Annotated in this window: 14 protein-coding genes; 1 reads left to right on the forward strand and 13 read right to left on the reverse strand. The window is 66.8% G+C overall.

Going from position 1 to position 16,497, the window contains the following annotated elements; translation table 11 throughout:
* From QMO76_RS05355 to QMO76_RS05400, 10 genes are all read right to left on the reverse strand, one after another.
* Positions 1-327, reverse strand: coding sequence for a hypothetical protein (locus QMO76_RS05355; protein WP_306360050.1), 327 nt, complete (start codon positions 325-327; stop codon positions 1-3).
* Positions 328-358: 31 nt separating this feature from the next.
* Positions 359-709 carry a hypothetical protein gene (locus QMO76_RS05360; RefSeq protein ID WP_306360051.1) on the reverse strand — a complete coding sequence of 117 codons (351 nt, stop codon included), beginning with the start codon at positions 707-709 and terminating at the stop codon, positions 359-361.
* The gene (locus tag QMO76_RS05365; RefSeq protein WP_306360052.1) at positions 709-1,389 is read right to left on the reverse strand and encodes a hypothetical protein; all 681 of its coding nucleotides are present in this window, start codon (positions 1,387-1,389) and stop codon (positions 709-711) included. Before QMO76_RS05365 ends, QMO76_RS05360 begins: the two co-directional genes overlap by 1 nt.
* Entirely contained in the window at positions 1,386-1,739 is a 354-nt protein-coding gene (locus QMO76_RS05370) for a YbaB/EbfC family nucleoid-associated protein (RefSeq protein WP_306360053.1), read from the reverse strand. Before QMO76_RS05370 ends, QMO76_RS05365 begins: the two co-directional genes overlap by 4 nt.
* Positions 1,736-3,193, reverse strand: coding sequence for a PE family protein (locus QMO76_RS05375; RefSeq protein ID WP_306360054.1), 1,458 nt, complete (start codon positions 3,191-3,193; stop codon positions 1,736-1,738). The genes QMO76_RS05370 and QMO76_RS05375 overlap by 4 nt, the downstream gene beginning before the upstream one ends.
* Positions 3,194-3,208: 15 nt before the next feature.
* Entirely contained in the window at positions 3,209-3,475 is a 267-nt protein-coding gene (locus tag QMO76_RS05380; protein ID WP_306360056.1) for a hypothetical protein, read from the reverse strand.
* Positions 3,476-4,011: 536 nt separating this feature from the next.
* Entirely contained in the window at positions 4,012-4,908 is an 897-nt protein-coding gene (locus tag QMO76_RS05385) for a hypothetical protein (RefSeq protein ID WP_306360057.1), read from the reverse strand.
* A 269-nt stretch (positions 4,909-5,177) separates the two neighbouring features.
* A complete protein-coding gene (locus tag QMO76_RS05390; RefSeq protein WP_306360058.1) occupies positions 5,178-5,924 on the reverse strand; it encodes a hypothetical protein in 747 nt (248 codons plus the stop codon).
* A gap of 41 nt (positions 5,925-5,965) precedes the next feature.
* A complete protein-coding gene (locus QMO76_RS05395) occupies positions 5,966-8,470 on the reverse strand; it encodes a hypothetical protein (protein WP_306360059.1) in 2,505 nt (834 codons plus the stop codon).
* 8 nt (positions 8,471-8,478) lie between these two features.
* Positions 8,479-10,728, reverse strand: a complete 2,250-nt coding sequence (locus QMO76_RS05400) for a hypothetical protein (RefSeq protein ID WP_306360061.1) — start codon at positions 10,726-10,728, stop codon at positions 8,479-8,481.
* Between the two features lie 790 nt (positions 10,729-11,518).
* Between QMO76_RS05400 and QMO76_RS05405 the strand changes: the two genes are divergently transcribed.
* Positions 11,519-12,421: an alpha/beta fold hydrolase gene (locus QMO76_RS05405; RefSeq protein WP_306360062.1), complete on the forward strand. Its 903-nt coding sequence runs from the start codon at positions 11,519-11,521 to the stop codon at positions 12,419-12,421.
* A 13-nt stretch (positions 12,422-12,434) separates the two neighbouring features.
* Here the strand turns inward: QMO76_RS05405 and QMO76_RS05410 are convergent, their stop codons facing one another.
* From QMO76_RS05410 to QMO76_RS05420, 3 genes are read right to left on the reverse strand one after another with little or no spacing between them, the layout of a single operon-like run.
* Positions 12,435-13,508: a hypothetical protein gene (locus QMO76_RS05410; protein WP_306360063.1), complete on the reverse strand. Its 1,074-nt coding sequence runs from the start codon at positions 13,506-13,508 to the stop codon at positions 12,435-12,437.
* A 60-nt stretch (positions 13,509-13,568) separates the two neighbouring features.
* Positions 13,569-14,621 (reverse strand): polyprenyl synthetase family protein, encoded by a 1,053-nt coding sequence (locus tag QMO76_RS05415; protein WP_306360064.1) that lies wholly within the window; start codon positions 14,619-14,621, stop codon positions 13,569-13,571.
* The gene (locus QMO76_RS05420) at positions 14,618-16,105 is read right to left on the reverse strand and encodes an NAD(P)/FAD-dependent oxidoreductase (RefSeq protein ID WP_306360065.1); all 1,488 of its coding nucleotides are present in this window, start codon (positions 16,103-16,105) and stop codon (positions 14,618-14,620) included. The genes QMO76_RS05415 and QMO76_RS05420 overlap by 4 nt, the downstream gene beginning before the upstream one ends.
* Between the last annotated feature and the right edge of the window lie 392 nt (positions 16,106-16,497).

Below are 16,497 nucleotides of genomic sequence, written 5' to 3' on the forward strand. Positions count from 1 at the left end.
TCAGATCGGTTCGTACCGCGTCCGGGATCCGTTGTGCACATCCGCGGCTTCCAGCTCGGATGTGCCGAACAGGGCGTCGACGAGGACATCGTCGGCACGGCCGGCGCTGGATCGGGCGGCCGCCGCGAAGGTGGACCGGACCCATTCCATCTGATCGCACATCGTGCGGTCGAGGTCGGATACCGGCTTGGTCTCCGGTCGCAAGGTAGCCGCGGACCCGTGCGCCGCCTCGGTGGCCGTGTGCACGGCCGTCGTGAATCTGCCCGCGGCGGAGTTGATCTCCGGCGCGTCGTCGATGTCCAGTATCGGTCCGCCGCTGTCCGACATCGGCTACTCCGTTCCTCGGTGGCGTGCTCGGTCAGGACCTGGTGCCGAGTTCGGCGTCCTCCATGGCGCGGTAGGCCGCCTCGGTCGGCAGATCGAACGCGTCGATGGTGTAGGGTCGCGCCCCTTTGTATTCCATCTCGGCGCGCAGCCCGACCCGTGATTTCTGATGGGCCAACCGCGCCAGTTTGAGCACTTCGGCGGACAGCCAGGTCTCCCCGTACTCCCGGGCGTCGTCGGTGATGTGCAGGCCGACGATCTCACCGTCGCGATTGCAGGCGACACCGACCGTGTTGTCCGGGTTGAACACCTCGTAGATGCGCTTGCCCCAGTCCGGAGCCGCGGGGGTCTCCTCCTCGGATTCGCCGAGGTGTGCGTCGTTCATCAGCTGTTGTCCTCCGCCAGTCGTGGGTCCAGGGTCGCCGACAGCGCCGACCAGGTGGTGTCGTCGATGGTCATCACCTTGCGCAGCCGCCAGAACCGGGTGCCGAGATAGCACTCCCCGCTGCCGTCGGCCTCGACGTCGAGTCGATCGGGGCTCTCGGCCGTCGGGTTGAGCGTGACCGTGGTGATCGGCGGCCGCGCGTCGTCGATATTGATGAGGGTGGCTCCGCCACCGGGAATGAAGGTGTGCCGGTACCGGTCGCTGCCGCCGATGGCGGTGGCGGCGCTGTTGGTGGTCAGCGTGATCTCGGGATTGAGCATAAGTTGCATGGCCCAGGAGCGGGCCGCGCACTCGGGGCGGTCGGCGTTGATCGCCATGCCGAGCGTGGTCTCGAGGTCGACGACCAGCGCCGCCTCCGCCGAGGTGATCCCGACGACCACCAGCCGCCGCGAACTGTCCGCCGGATGCGGCAGATCCTCGGCCGACAGCGTGATCGCGTCGGAGCCGCCCCCGCCCCCGGTGGCCGGATGCACCGTGACCGTGCCGGTGGCCACCGACACGGTGTACGCGGCGATCGGATTCGATTGCCGCGCACCCACACCCGCCAGCCGCTGCAACCCTTCCTCGTACAGCCACCGCAGGGTCTCGGTGACCGTCACGGTCCCGCCGACCTCGGTCACGACCGCGGCCCCGCGGCCCCGGACACCGTTTCCACTTCCGCACCACTGTCTTCGGTCACGGTGCTGTCCATGACGGCGCGGTGTTGACGCGCGGCGTCGGCGGTGCTCTCGGTGACCGCCGCCATGATCTCCTGGACGAGTTCGTCGCTGGTGTACCGCATCGTGGTGCCGGGTGCCAGATACAGGTCGGTGAGCCGGCCCATGGCGTCGACCTCCGGGATCACATCACCTCCGGGTGAGGGCCTGCGAGCGCGGATCTGGTCGATCCGTTCCCGCATATCGGCGATGCGGTGGCGCAGATTGCGGGCCATGTCGAGGGCCGCTTGCACATCGGGATGGATTTCGCTCATGCGGAGCCTCCAGCATTGTTCTGGGTCTGCGAAGCCGGGGCCGGGGTCGGCGGGGTCACGGTGGGGGCGATCACCGGTCGTTCGCCGATCACCGATTCGGTGTGCGGGGTGTCGTCGACGTACATGAGCCGGTCCGGATGCCAGGCGACGACCCGGCCGCGATCCCCGCCGCCGCCACCGGCTCCGGCGCCACCGGCGCCCGGCATCATCGGCATCATCGGCATATAGCCACCGCGGCCCATCATGTTCCCGGTTGGGGAGGATCCGGATCGGATGGGTTCGAAGGCCGAGGCGCGGGGGGTACCCGCGCCACCCCCGGACGTGGCGGAGGGTGCGGCGCTCATCGGCATCGGCCCGAGCGTGTACGCCGGATTGACGCCCGGCCCGTAGCCGTCCAACGACCCCGGCGGGCTGCTGCTCGGCGAGACGCCGCCGTAGTCGCCATAGTCGCCGTAATCACCGTAGCCACCGGGATAGTCGTCGTAGTAGTCGTCGTAGGAGCCCTCGGTGAGCGTCTGGTCGGCGGCCATCATTCCGCCCTGGCTCAGTGCCGACAGCAGCGCCGGCAGCAACGCCTGCAACATGCTGGAATCACCCTCGCCGCCCTCGCCATTGCCCTGGGCGGCGTCCGCGGCCATGCTCCCCTCGTATCCGCCGATCGCCTCCGCGGACCGCAAATTCAGCTCTTCGTACTTGGCCAGGGCGGCCGAGGTCGCGGCCTCGTTCTTCGAACGCATGGCACGCAGCAGTTCCTTGCGGGCGGCGATGATCTCCGACGGCGTGGGGTGTTTGTCCTTGGCGATCCGGAACGCGTCGCTGTAGGCGTCGACGCGGTCGGCGAGTCGGCTCAGCCGCCGCCGGATTCGATCCATCCAGTCGTTGTGCCGGGTGAGTTCCGCCGACGCCTGCGCGCCGACCGGTGTCCAGTTCCGCAATACTTCGGCGGCGGCGCCGACGCGGCGGCCGGCGTCGGTGGCGGGCCCGGCGTCGAAGGCGCGCAACACCTCCGAGAATCGGGCCGGTGCCGCCGCGCCGGGCCCGGCGTGCAACTGCTGCGCGAAGGTCAGCGGGTCCACGGCGAGGCCGGGATCGGGAAACGTGATGACGGGCGGCACCAGCATCGGCACGTTGCCGGGTAGCTCCGCCGGGTTGCCGACGCCGGTGCCGGAGGTCCCGCCGAGCAGTTGGGCGTTGGTCGAGTCGGTGGCCGCGTAGTCCACGGCCGCCGCGCCGACCTCGTGGGCGGACCGCTGCAGCACGCTCAACAGGCCCCGCATTCCGTTGAGCAGTTGCGCCGCTTCCTGATTGAGCTGCGGAACCATTCCGGCGGAGATCGGATCGGAGCCGGCGGGGGTAACCCACTCCGCCGGTACGGCCGCACCGGTCACCCGCACCATGTCGGCGATTTCGGCGGCCGCTCCGACGAGCTCCTCCGGGTCGACATTGAGCACCACGGCGTCCTCCTCCGCCTATCGCCGCCTCGCTATCCGCGTCGGACGCTTCCCGATGGCCTCGGGGTGACGCGGACGTGACAGTCCCAGCTCGCCCAGCTGCGCGGGTGACCAGCCACCGTCCAAGGCGGCGTCGTAGGCGGCGGACAACCGTTCGGCGGCCTCGTGATAGGCCAGGTCGGCATCGTGCAACTGCACGGCCAGGCCGGCCTTGCGCTCCAGATCCTCGCTCTGCGAGAGGATGTCGCGAGCCTCTCGGAGAACACCGTCACGGTCTCGTGCCATCAGCAGTTCCTGATCCGTCGAGCCACTCCCTGGCTTCCTCATCCGAACGTCCCCATTGTCGAACATCCCCAACCGTGGGAACGCCGATCACGACCGGGCCGGTGGCATCGCGGAAGTGGCCGCCGCCGCGCCGGTCCGCGCGCGAACCGGTGCTCCCGTCGATGGTGACAGGTGCGCGGCCGCCGCGGGCTACCGTCGATTCCCATGAGTCATCCCAGCCCGACCCCGTGGTCGCGCCTGCGCGAGGGACGGGACGAGAGCGGGACGATGGGGACGCCGGAGACCGCGCGGCCGGGTCCGGATGCGCCGTCGACGCCCGGACGCCCGCAGGGAACGGCTTGGCGTGCCGGGGTTTCGATCGTCGGGATCGTCGTGGCCCTGCTGATCGTCGCCGTGGGCTGCTGGGCCAGCGATGGATCCGGCGGACCGGACGCGACACCGGTTCCGACGGGTCGCGGCAGCACGCTGGGCACGGTGGTCGCGGCCGACGGCGCGCTGTTGCGGGTCCGGGGCGTCAACGGCGGTTCGACCGCGGTTCACACGAATGCCGACACCAGTGTCTTCGTCCTCGCCGGAACCGAGGTTTCGGATGTGCGGCCCGGCGCTCTGGTCTTCGTGCGCGGTGTCCGGTACTCGGACGGGTCCATGCTCGCCGAGTTGATCATCGGTGCCTCGATGCGGTTGCCGGACTTACGATTTCCCGACGCCCCGTTTCCGGACCCGCCGGGCTCGCCGTAGTCGAATCGCTCCGGCGCTTCGGCCGACCGGACCGTGGCGACCGATCGGCCCGGATGCCACAGCACCGTCAGGAACGCGATGAACACGGCGGCCGCCGCGGTGCCGCAGCTCAGCGTGGCCGCGAGTTCGAAGCCCGAACCGGCGGAGTTCGGCGCGGCCGGATCGGCCACCGGGTTCCGATCGCCGGTGAGGAGCGTGTCGAGCAGGTCACCGAGGCTGCCGTCGAGGGCATCGCTGCGTTCGGTGAGCGAGCGGAGTTCGGACGCCTTGCTGTCGAGGTAGTACCGGTCGGCCACGACGAGCAGCGCCGATACCGAGGCCGAGGCGAGCACCAGGCGCGACAGCGTTCGCACCGGGATCCACAGGCGCAGCAGGACCGCGGCCACGGTCGCGATCAACGCGGCGGCGGCCAGGAAAGCCCATGCGCCGCCGATGTTCTCGTCCGGACGCCCGTAGGCGATCGGCCAGTCGATGACATTCCCGAAGGCGTCGATGGTGACGGTGCCGTTGGGTCCCGTCGCCGACAGCCAGGGCTGGAACAGCAGGAGCAGGGCGATCAGACTCGCCACCGCGGTACAGAGATAGCCCCAGCCGGATCGGAGATCGAAGCGGCGCACCGTCACCGCTCGAACGAACTCGTCGTCACCCTCGTACGGACGGGCTTCCTGTACTTGCCAAGGCGTTTGAGTGGACATTTCTCCAGGCTCTGCAATACCCGCGCCGATGAGATATTCCGCAATTGTCACGATTGCGACACCATCATGAACACCGACTCGAGTTTCGAATAGTTTGTGTTGCAATGGGCGCCATCGGCCACTGACATTGAATTACGTTAGCCCTGCTCGCGCCCGTTAACAAGGAGGTAACGACGCTTGTGACTGGCCTAACAAGCAGTTTGCGACCCCGGTCACAACGCATCCGAATTCTACTCGCCAGTAGCCCGAATAATCGGGATACCGGCCTGCTAACTTTTTTCGGAATCACCTTCCGGCGACCGGTAACTATTCGGTTTGCGACCGAGAATACGCTGGCTGATGCACGCCAGGGCCGAGCCGATCGAGGTGATGCTGGCGAATATCGCGGCGGGCGTGAGACTCGCCGACGAGTACCCGACTTCGCGTATGCCGGGCAGGATGAGCTGCCCGTTCCCGAAGGCCCAGGCCATCAGGGAACCGACCTGGCCGCCCAGGTCCCACCTGCGGGTCGTCATGGCCTTCATGTCGGCCCCCTTGCTGTTGAGGTAGATCAGCGTCGCCAGCACGAACACCGCGGCGGCGGCGGTGGCGATCGTCGCAAGGCGATCCATCAGGTCGGATCGAAGACGCAGATGGATCAGCACCGTGGCGACCGAGATAATGAGGGCGGCGCTGGCGAACAACGCCCACATTCCGGTGACGTTCGCGGTGGGAGATTTGAGCTGCGACCATGCCGTCAGATAATTGGTGGAGGCATCGATCCGACCGAAGGCGTTCGCGCGCACCTTTCCGCCGGGACCCGATGCGGTGATCCACGGCTGGAACAGCAACAGGAAGGTGATAATGCTGCCGACCACCGCGAGCACATAACCCCATTTACCCGCCAACGCGGCACGCAGCACGCGAAGTACCGGATGGCCGGCCCGCGCCAGTGCGGCTCCGCTGATTCGCCGGCCCGACGGTTGTTCCGGGGAGTGCTGAACCGCCTTCGATCCCCACGGTGTCGGTTGCACCATAGAGATATTCTATGGGTCTGCCCAGCACTGGGAACCCGACGTCAGCCGACCGCCGAAATCGGCATCGCGGGCACCGGCTGCACCGTCGGGTCGCTCGCCGGGACGGCACCCACCGCCGTCGAATCGGACCCGCCCTCCTCGATGCCCGGCGGGTGGAAGAATCCGGCGAACGCCCCGAAATCACCCTCGGAGTCACTCATCTCGGGTCCGAACGGTTGCAGCACACCGTCGACGATCACCTCCAGCGTGCCGTCTCCGGACGGTCCGCCGTTCTCGTCGCCGAACACCACCAACAGCGCCGTCCGGCCGTCCTCCCACATCGCGATATCGCCGGTGATCAACTGGTTCGGATCGACCCGGCTGCCCGGATACTTGTCCTTCGGTTCCCCCGACTTCCCGGACTCCATGCCGTAGGCGGCCCGGGCGTCGGTGCCCGTGGTGTCGGCGAACGCGGCCTCCAGCGCGTCGTAGACCTTGGGGTACACGTACTGGGTACGGCCGTCCTTGAAGTCGTAGAGCACCTTGCCATCCGAACGGGTGGGCCGCGGTGGTGTTCCGGAATCCTGCGGGGCGGTCGCACCCGGCGTCGGTCCGGTGTGCGGTGTGGGCTGGCCCGGGGGCGTGCCCGTGCCCTGGGGGCTCTGCTGTCCCGGTGGTGTCGTCGGCTGCACCTGGGGCGGCTGCACTTGCGGCGGTTGCATCGGTGACAATCGCTCCCGATCGAGGCGACGCGGATCGTTCTCGTTGCCCAACGGCCCGCGCTGGCCGAATCCATTCTGCGCCATCAGCAGCGGCAACAGTGAACTCATCAGGCTCGACCCCATGCCGGCCAGACCCGACCCCATACCGCCACCGGTCGGTGGCGTCACCGGTGTGGGGACCGACGGCTTGGCGGGGTCGTTCGGCCTGCCCGGATCGGGGGTGACGGGATCGGGCGTGCCTGGGTTGGACGGACTACCCGGAGTACCGGGAATGCGGCCGGGATCGGAGGGGCTCGAAGGATCCGAGGGGGACGGGATATTCGGCGTGGGCAGATTCGGCAGCGGGGAACTCGGATCGTTCGGTTGCGGTTGCCCGGGAGGCACTCCGGGGTTGTAGGGATTGCCCGGATTCTGTGGCAGGTCCTGCCACTTCTTCATGGCATCCTCGAGCGCCTTCCGATCCTCCTCCTGCTGCTCGTTCATCCGCGCTTCCATATCCGCGACCACTTTCGCGATCTCGGAACTCGTGCCGGAACGCTCCTCCATGGTGGACAGATTCTCGGCGAACGCCTGCCCGAGCAGATCGACGAAACTCGCATCGGTGCCGTCCGATGTCTGAGCCTTCAGATTGATGCCGCGAATCAGGGCGGAGATCTGCTCCCGGCCGAGTTCGGTGTTCTCGGCGGTCTCGACGATCGATTTCGCCACCTCCTCCTGGATGGCGTCGAACCGCCCCGCCGTCTGCACCAGCCTGCTGGCCGCCTCCTGATAGGCGGCGGGCGTTTGAGCGCCGATCTGCATGGGCACCGTCGGCAACGGCGGCACGGTCGCCTTATCTGTCTCGAAATTGCTTGTGTCGCCGAACAACTGCCAGTTGTCGCTCAGACCGTCGGCCAGTGAACCGCTACCGTCCAGACCGCCCGGAGCCCCGTACCAACTCTGCAAATCGGCGGCAATGCCCTCCGGCTGAAACAGAAACCCCACCGGTTGCCCCGGTGGACCGCTGCCCGGCCCCGGCTTGAACTGTCCCTCTCCCATGGATGTTACGTGACCACCGACCCAGATCCCCTGCGCCGCAACGCGGTCGGTCTCCGGGTTGGCACTCCCGTCGCCGGAGCCACCATCCGCTCCCGGAGCCGACAGATGCCGAAGGCCAGCGAAGCCGAAGCCTCCCAGTGCCTGTAGCCCCCGACTCCCCCATGCCTTGGTTCCCGGCCTACCCCGTTTGTACCATTTATCTGCGTCTTTGCTTGCGAACCACCCTTGCCTCGCCTTCAGTTTGTCGACCAGTTCCTCCGCCTTCTTTACGTCGGCCTCAGCCGCCGTGACGTCGGCTTTAGCCGATTCAAGCTTTGTCTTCGCATTCTCTATCTCATCGTGCTTCTTCTTGATCATATCGTCGGTTACACCACGCCTGCGCACGGCGGCCGGATTGGGTTGCCGACCCGACAATCGATTCCAACCGCGAGAGAGTATATTCGGTTCCCTTGGCGCAAAGAGATCCGAATAGGCAGAATTGGCACTATTCAAATCAGCCTCTCTTGCGGCTGCATTGTTCTGCAGTGGGCTGACCCTGTTCCGCGCGACGCCGAGAGCGTCGTCCGCCTTCGTCACGTGTCTGCCGATTCGCGCACGAGTTCCCCATGCTGCGCCCGAGCCGAGTGCTCCACCGACCAGACCTGCCCCAGCACCTACCGCGGCAGCCGTGAGATTGTCGGAGTAGCTCCCCCCGTCGATCCAACTGCCGAGAAATCCGCCGGCCGCGCCACCCGCCACGGCCCAGCCCGGCCCGAAGGCGGCGCTGACCGTGGAGACGCCGATGTCGACTACCGTTCCCCAGCTCATGGAGCCTCCTATGCCGGAACCGAAGCGACGGCCGAGGCATCGGCCTCCGGCGCCGTTCCCGTCGACCGATCCGATGAAGCGGCGATATCGATTCCAGACGGGTGGAAGAAGCCCGCGAACGGCCCGAAATCGCCTTGGTTATCGCGCATTTCAGCGGAGAACGAGAGCAACTCACCGGCCACGATCACCTCCAGGGTCCCACTGCTCTCCGTATCGAATGCGACAACGAGCGCGGTTCGCTGATCCCATGTCGCGATATCGCCGGTGATCAGTTGATACGGGTCCACCGGAGCACCGAGTTGCTGCTCGTTCAGCGTGACGGCGGCACGCTCGTAGGCCGCCCGCGCGTCGGTGGTCGCGGCATTGTCGAACGCGGCGTCCAACGCGGCGTAGACCACCGACGACACCTCTTGGGTGCGCCCGTCGGGGAAGGTGTACACCGACGGTTTGTCCGTGGTCGGCCGAAGCATCGGCTGACTGCTGGAGACCTGCGTGCGTGGCGTCGTGGCCGAGGTGTTCGTCGCAGAGGTGTTCGTTGCCGGGGTGTTCGCCGTCGTGGTAGCCGGTTGCTGTTGGCTCGTGGTGGACGCCGGTTGCGGCGGCGCGGCCGGGCCGGACTGCACGACCCCCGGAGGTTCCGGACCGGGATCGGCGTCACGCGACTCGCGTTCGTCGCCCTCGGTCGGGTCGTTGCGCTGATTCTGGTTCAGCAGACTCGACAGCAACAGCGGATCCAATCCCGTCCCGGTCGACGGTGCCGCGGCGGTCGATGTCGGAGTCGGGATCTGCGTCGGTGCCGGACTCGATGTGGTCGGCGAGGTCGATCCTGTCGGCGGAGCGTTCGAGGGGATGCGATCGTCGCCGCCGATACCCTCCGGGATTGCGCTCGGATCGTCCGAACCGCCGATTCGACCGGTGTCACCGGCACCCGACGGTGTCCCGTTCAGGCCGAAATCGGTCGGCCGGAAGGTGCTGCCCGTCGTGCCGCCGAGGTTCTGGTTCTGGTACGGGTTCTGATTCGGGTACGGATACGGGTAGGGGTAGGGGTTGTTGTTGGGGTCGCCCGGTTCCTTGTCACCGTCGTCCTTGTTCCCGTCATTGTCCTCGTCGGTCCCGGGATCGTCGGCGGTGAGCATTTCGACTTCGGCCGCGAGCGCCTGGAGTTCTCCGGTGGCGGCGTCCATGATTCCGGTGATCGCGGCGAGGTGGGTGTCGATCAACTGCGCGACGAACTCGTCCTCCTCCATCGGACCGATCACCCGCTCGATCGCCCCCTGCGACACCAACAACGACAACTGCTCGACATTCATCGGATTGGCGGTGGCGAAGTCCCGCAACCCGGCGACCGCGGATTCGAGTTGAGTCCGCGAGGTCGTCGAGATCCGGGCCACCTCCTCGAGCAGGACCGACTGCTCCTCCTCGGTCAGACCGAGCGTCGCGTCCGCGGCCAAGAGGTCGTCGTACTTCGTCTTCAGTTCCTGGGCACTCGACACGTAGCTGATGATCGCGGCACTGTCCTCACCGGAAGTCTGCTCGACGCGGGCTCGAGCGGGAGCATCCTCCGTATCACCTCGGCCGAACATTTCCCAACTGGTGTAAACGCTTTCAGTGAAGTCCTCGTAGTTCTTCTCACCACCGGTGGACAGCAACTCCAGTCCGTCCGGCCAGCTCGGACTGGAGCGATCCGGGCCGTACACGTTGGCGGTGTAGGCGCTGTCCACGGTGAGCCGACCACTTTCGATGAGCTTCGACGTGTAGTCGATCGTGGGGACCGGCCCGGCGTCACCTCCGGCCTGAAGGTTGCCGTAGGTGTCCCTGGTGTTGAATCCTCCCCACGCGCCGAGCCCAGAACCGAGTCCACCTGTGGCGAATCTGAAGGCATTGACATCCATGCCCCTATAGGAACCCCTCACCGCCCCAGGTATCGCTCCGCGGAAGCCGTTACCGACCGCCCCCCTTCCGGCAAACGCGGCACTCCTGGCCAGGGCACGGCCCCCCGCCATCGAGAACGCCCCCCTTAGACCTAGCGAACCGATCCCGCCGCCGATCAGACCTAATGTTCCACCCAGCGCAGCGTCCCCGAGCGCCTCACCGAGACTGTTGCCTTGCGCGGCGGAAACGAACCCGGCGGTAGCACCACCCAGCAGCGCGGCACCGGCCGGACCGCCGATGAGGAACCCGCCTACGCCAGCGGCTCCGACCAGAATGTCGTCACCGTACTCACCGAGGAAGTCGCCGACCCCGTCCCAGAAACCCATGTGCTCACCCGCCCTGGGTCGAACAGTTCAGGGCGAACGACGGCCGCCAGACGCTATCCCCGGCGTGCGATGCACCGTGACCGAACCCTCCGAAGCCGAGCGATACTTCCCCCGAGCGCGACAACTCTTCCGCGGCCGCGCGATACGCCGACGCGTCACAGGTGACGACCGGCTCCCAACCGGTGGCGTCCGTCGGACCCTCGCCCCGCGAGAGAACGTCGCGGGTTCCCCCGGGGATCCCGTCACGGTCTCGAGTCATCGGCAGTTCCTGATCCGTCCCGGTGGAGGACTGTGTCGACCGCATAGCCTGGGGCAGCGCGTGACTCACGCGACCGATCCCGGCCACACCTGACTTCCTTTCCGACCAACCCATTGTCGAACATCCCCACCCCTGGGAACGCACACCCTCGATCCCGAGCGGCGGCCATATCCAGCTCTGGAACCCACGGCTTCGTGCCGCTGTTCGAGGCTTTCAAGTCCGCCGGGACCAGACCTGTCAACAGCTCGCCGCTGTCGGCAAGCTCCGATGCCCAGATCCCGGGCTGCGGCGTAATCGCCACCGTTCTGGCGGCGGTACGGAATCGGGTCGGTGGTTCGAGGGCGGGCGACATCTTCACCGTCCGATACGGGACGAATGGTGGCAACACCTCCATGGGGATCTTCGCTCGGTCCCATCGGTGGGAAGTCCGAGCCGGACCGGTTCGCATCACAACCGGTAGCGTCGTCGCACGGCGGTCTCGCGACCGACCACCACGTGCACCCCGAGCCGGGACACGACAGGAGTCCGAATATGTCCGCCGACAACGACCGCTACGCAACACAGGACGCACCGGCAGCGGACTGGCGGCACCGCTACGTCCGGGCCAACGGAATTCGGTTCCACCTGGTCGAGGCCGGATCGGGGCCGCTGGTCGTGCTGCTCCACGGGTTTCCGCAGTCCTGGTACTGCTGGCGGCACCAGATTCCGGCGTTGGCACGACACTTCCGCGTGGTGGCCGTCGACATGCGCGGCTATGGCGGGACCGACCGGCCGTCGGCCGTCGCGGACTACCGCATCGCGGCGCTCACCTCGGACGTCCGAGCGCTGATCCACGCGCTCGGAGAGCGGAAAGCACATATCGTCGGCCATGATTGGGGCGGCATCGTGGCGTGGGCATTCGCGATCCGGTTTCCGGATATGGTCGACCGGCTCGGACTGCTCAACTATCCCCATCCGGTGCTGTTCGCCAAGGCGCTGCGGAGCGACCCCCGCCAGCTGCTGCGCAGCTGGTACATGTTCTTCTTCCAACTGCCACGGTTGCCCGAACTGACCATGCGGCGGCGAGACGGCATCCCCCTGATCGACGCGATGTTCCGGGATATGGCCGTACGTGCGGGCACCTTCACCGAGGCCGACCTCGCCGAGTACCGGCGCAATATCCTCGCCCCCGGCTCCGCGACGGCCATGGTCAATTACTACCGGGCGGCGTTCCGCGACTTCCCTGCCTTGCATCGCATCGACTCCGTTGCCGCGCCCACCCTGGTCGTCTGGGCCGAGAACGACATCGCGCTCGGCAACGGGCTGGCGCGCGACCTGCCCGGCCGCTTTTCCGGACCGTTCCGGATCGACTACGTGCCCGGCTCCTCACACTGGGTACAGGAGGAACACCCGGCCTTGGTCAGCCGCCTGCTGTCGGAGCATCTGCGGGGGTGAGGCGGCACCCGAGTCATGGCCCGATCGTCGACCACCACCATGCGATCTCCGGATACGGTGGTGGCGTGAGGTTCTCGGGATCCCAGATGGTCGGCGTTTCCGAGACGACCAGCGCGGGCGGGGTGAACCGGGTGTGTTGACCTTCATGATCGACCCGGACGTAGCGCGACGTGGTGCTGGCCCATGCGATCGCGGCCGGTATCCAGTTCGGCAGATCACCGGCGAGCAGCGCGACATCCGGGCGAGGATCGGCCAGCAGTTGCCGTTGCAGGCGCACCACCAAGGCGACGAGCCGTTCGTAGAGCTGCCAGCCCTTGACCAGGCACGCCGCGGTATCGAGACCCTCGGCCTGTGCGAGGACGGAATACAGATTGGTAGCGGCGGTGCCGGTGACAAGCTCTTTGGCAATGCTGAACAGGTCGTTGAGCAACGCGCACGTGAACATCACGGCCTCGGCGAAAGCCCGGACCACCGGGTCGCCGAGCTGCCACGCGTCGAGCCCACGACAACCGGCTGCGGCCGCGGTGAACGGAATCAACGTGCCGACACCGGAATTGACCCACCGCATGCGCAGGTACTCCCCGACCTCGGGCGGGGACTCCCGCCGACGGGCGGCGGCATACCACAACTGGCCGTTCAGCCAGACGGCGTTCTCGTGCTGGAGCGCCGCGAAGCATGAAGTGCCCAGCACCGCTGCGAATTGCGCACGCAGATCGCGCAGACCGGCCGCCCACAGGTCATTTCGTGGCAGTGGTGCGGTGGGAGCCGCGAACAGGGCGCGCTGAAGCTCACCGGCATGCGCCGCCAGCCGCGGTAGGTCGCCGGAGAGCGTGTCCCAGAAATCATCCAGCAGCGCACCCCAGTAGAAGTATCTGGTCGAGGCGACCACCATGCTCTCCGACGCGGACGGCAACGCGGATGTGATGCCGACCGCGGCGTCCATCGTCGCCGCTGCCCTGCCCGGCCGCCCCAGGCCGTGTTCCGCACACCATTCGACCGCTTGCCGTTCGATACTGTCCACATCGAATGGGTTGCCCGGCAAGAGAATCGGACAATATACGGTTAACTCTCGCGGCACCGATTCCATGGCCCTCGCCACGTCGATACCAGCAGGCGGGGAGCCACTCATAACATCCTCTCGGGTGGGTCATGCTTCGCGGTCACGCACGAGGTCGGCCAGAGCCGTGAGCTGTGCGCTGCCGTCGGCGGTTGGCTTGGCCTCGGCCAGATGCCCCAGAGCGCGGTCGATCTGCCGACGGCCGTACTCGTTCGCCCAGCGCCGCGCGCCGGTCAGCGCGACCAGTTCGGCGGCCCGCTCGACGAGCGCATCGGACAGCGGATGGTCAAGCCGGTGCAGTTCGGCCAACTCGGCCGACTCCGGTGTGCCCGCGGTCAACGCGTACACCACCGGCAGGCTCTTCTTCCGACGCCGCAGATCCGACAGGACCGGTTTTCCGGTGATGTCGGAGGTACCCCAGATCCCGAGGCAATCGTCGACCACCTGGAACGCTATCCCGAGGTGGCGGCCGAAAAGCCCCATGGCGCTGATATGTTCGGGAGACGCGCCACCGTATCGGGCGCCGAGCGCACACGCGGCTTCGATCAGCGCCCCGGTCTTGTCCGCGATCATCGCCGTGCACTGCTCCAGCGACACATCGCTACTCGACTCGAATGAGCTGTCTGCCATCTCGCCCGCAATAAGCCGTTGGATGGCGTCGAGAAATGCCGTGGTCGCATCAGCGATGTGCCGGGCCGGTCCATCCAACAGTGTCCGCACCGACGCCGCCAACAGCGCATCACCGACAAGCATTGCGGTGGGGGCGTCGTAGGCCGCCCAGACCGCGGGCCGGTGCCGCCGCACCGCGTCTTCGTCGATGAGGTCGTCCTGGATCAACGATGCGTTGTGCACCAGCTCGACCGCGGTCGCCGCGGGTACCGCCGCGGCGGCCGTCCCCCCGACCGCCCGGGCACACGCCAACACCAAGGCCGCGCGAATCCCTTTGCCCCAGCCGCGTTCCCCGCCTGACCCACCGTCACCATTCATCTCCGACCAGCCGAAATGGTAAGCGGCTACATCTCTGACGGCCTCCGGCAGTCGGTCGATCGCTATGCGAAGAGCCGGGCCGACGGCCATTCGGGCCTGGTCGAGCAGCTCGTCGACATCCCGTTCGGGCGGGACGGTGATCGTGTGCGCGGTCACCGGAGAACTCCCGACTCGTGCACGGCCATGCCACGCGACAACGAGTAGTCGGTCTCGGGTGGTGGTAGCTCGGCGGGAACCGTTGGCGGTACGCGCGTCACCCGCAGCAGCTTCTTCGCGCCGTAGAGACCGAGGCCACCGACAACCCGTGGATTGGTGAGGAATCGAGGCAGGGACTCCCGCACGTTGATGAGCCGGTTGAAATGGGCGTCGACGACGCTGTCCTGCCACACCGCCTCCGCGAAGAACTGGAATGCCGGCCAGTTGATCCGACGCAACAGCGTCTTGTGTGGTCCGTCGATGATCGCTTCGCTACCACGGGCATGTTCGTAGCCGCGGTCGCGCGTAATAGCCAACGTCCACGGACGCTTCAGAAAGCGGGCCTGCTCCGCGTAGAAAACAGCCGGGAACGCTGTTGCGGCCGGGTCGATACGCTGAGCGACTCGTCGCAGGATCAGGCCCGAGACCGCCGCGGCAGACATCCCCTGGCCGTAGATCGGGTTGAACGCCCCCACCGCATCACCCACCGTGACGAAACCCCTCGGCGGGGCTGGCAACCGATCGAATCGACGCCAGATATTCCGGGTCGACCGGATGTTGTGGACGCCGGTCAGCGGCTGCGCGGCGTCGAGAACCCGGCCGAATTCCTTCGTTCTGGTCTGCCGGGCCAACCGTTCGAACGACTCCGTGTCCGAAGGTGTCGGCAGCCCCCACGCCGCCATCATCGCGATGATGCGGTTGCCTTCGATCGGGAAGATGACGCACAGGTACCGGTGCGATTCCGCGACCCGTGGGTCGGATTCCGGAAGCACCAGCATCCATTTCCACCAGGAGATCGGTTCGTCCGGCAGCCGATACCAGCGCGAGGAATAGCTGACCTTCGCGTCGAGCGTCAACTCGTCGACCTCGAGGCCCAGTTGCCGCATCCACTTGGTGCCCTGGCTGCCACGTCCGGACGCGTCGACCACGACGTCGGCCCGGAGTTCACCACGGGTGCCGGTGGCCGACTCGATGTAGCACACGCCGGTCACACCCGACACCGACCCCGAGCGTTCGGACAGTAATCCGACGGCTCTAACACCCTCTCGGACAGCAACTCCCGGCTCGCGCAGCAGCAGTTGCCGGATGGTCGCTTCGAGAGTCCCCCGGGATGCGAACAGTGTCGACATCGTCGTACGCGCCCGCGGCATCCACCCGGTCACGAAGCAGGTCGCGGCATCGTATCCCGGATCCAGTCGTGCGCCACCGTGGGCCAGCAGAAGATCGGTGAAACCGGGAAACAACGTCTCCATTGCCTCCCGACCCACGTCGAGCAGGAAATGATTGTGCCAAGCCTGCGGCGTTCCGCGACGACCCTGTCCATTCCGCGGCAGGCTGTCCTGTTCAAGAATCGTGACCCGGTCGAACCGATCGCGCAGAGCCTGCGCAGCGCACATTCCGGCAATACTTCCCCCGATGACAATCGCATGCCCCGAACCAGCCATCGTGCTCAACCTCTCGATTCCTTTCGCACATCGGCACCTCGAATCAGTCCGCTGGAGGATTCGAAAAAGACCGGCCACATGCCAGCCGGAATTCGGGGCGCCGAATACGCTCAGAGTACGGACACCAGGGTCATGGTGCTTCCTGGCGGCACAACTCCCGGAGAATATTGTGCGAGCACGCCATTCGATACACCTCGCCTTGTCCGCTGTGCACAATATTCGCTACCGCTCGTCGGCGGAATCTTTCACCGCTCACATGAACTTTCGCCAGCTTCGGACGTTTCGAACGCCAGCAGCAGGACCGCACCTCACCCGTACGCCGGCGAGGAACTCCCCCTAGCGAGCTTGCGCACCGGGCGGCAGGCCGTGATGCTGTCGGCAATTCCACCGGA

The sequence above is a fragment of the Nocardia sp. CC227C genome, from assembly GCF_030767025.1.
In the GTDB taxonomy this organism is placed as follows: domain Bacteria; phylum Actinomycetota; class Actinomycetes; order Mycobacteriales; family Mycobacteriaceae; genus Nocardia.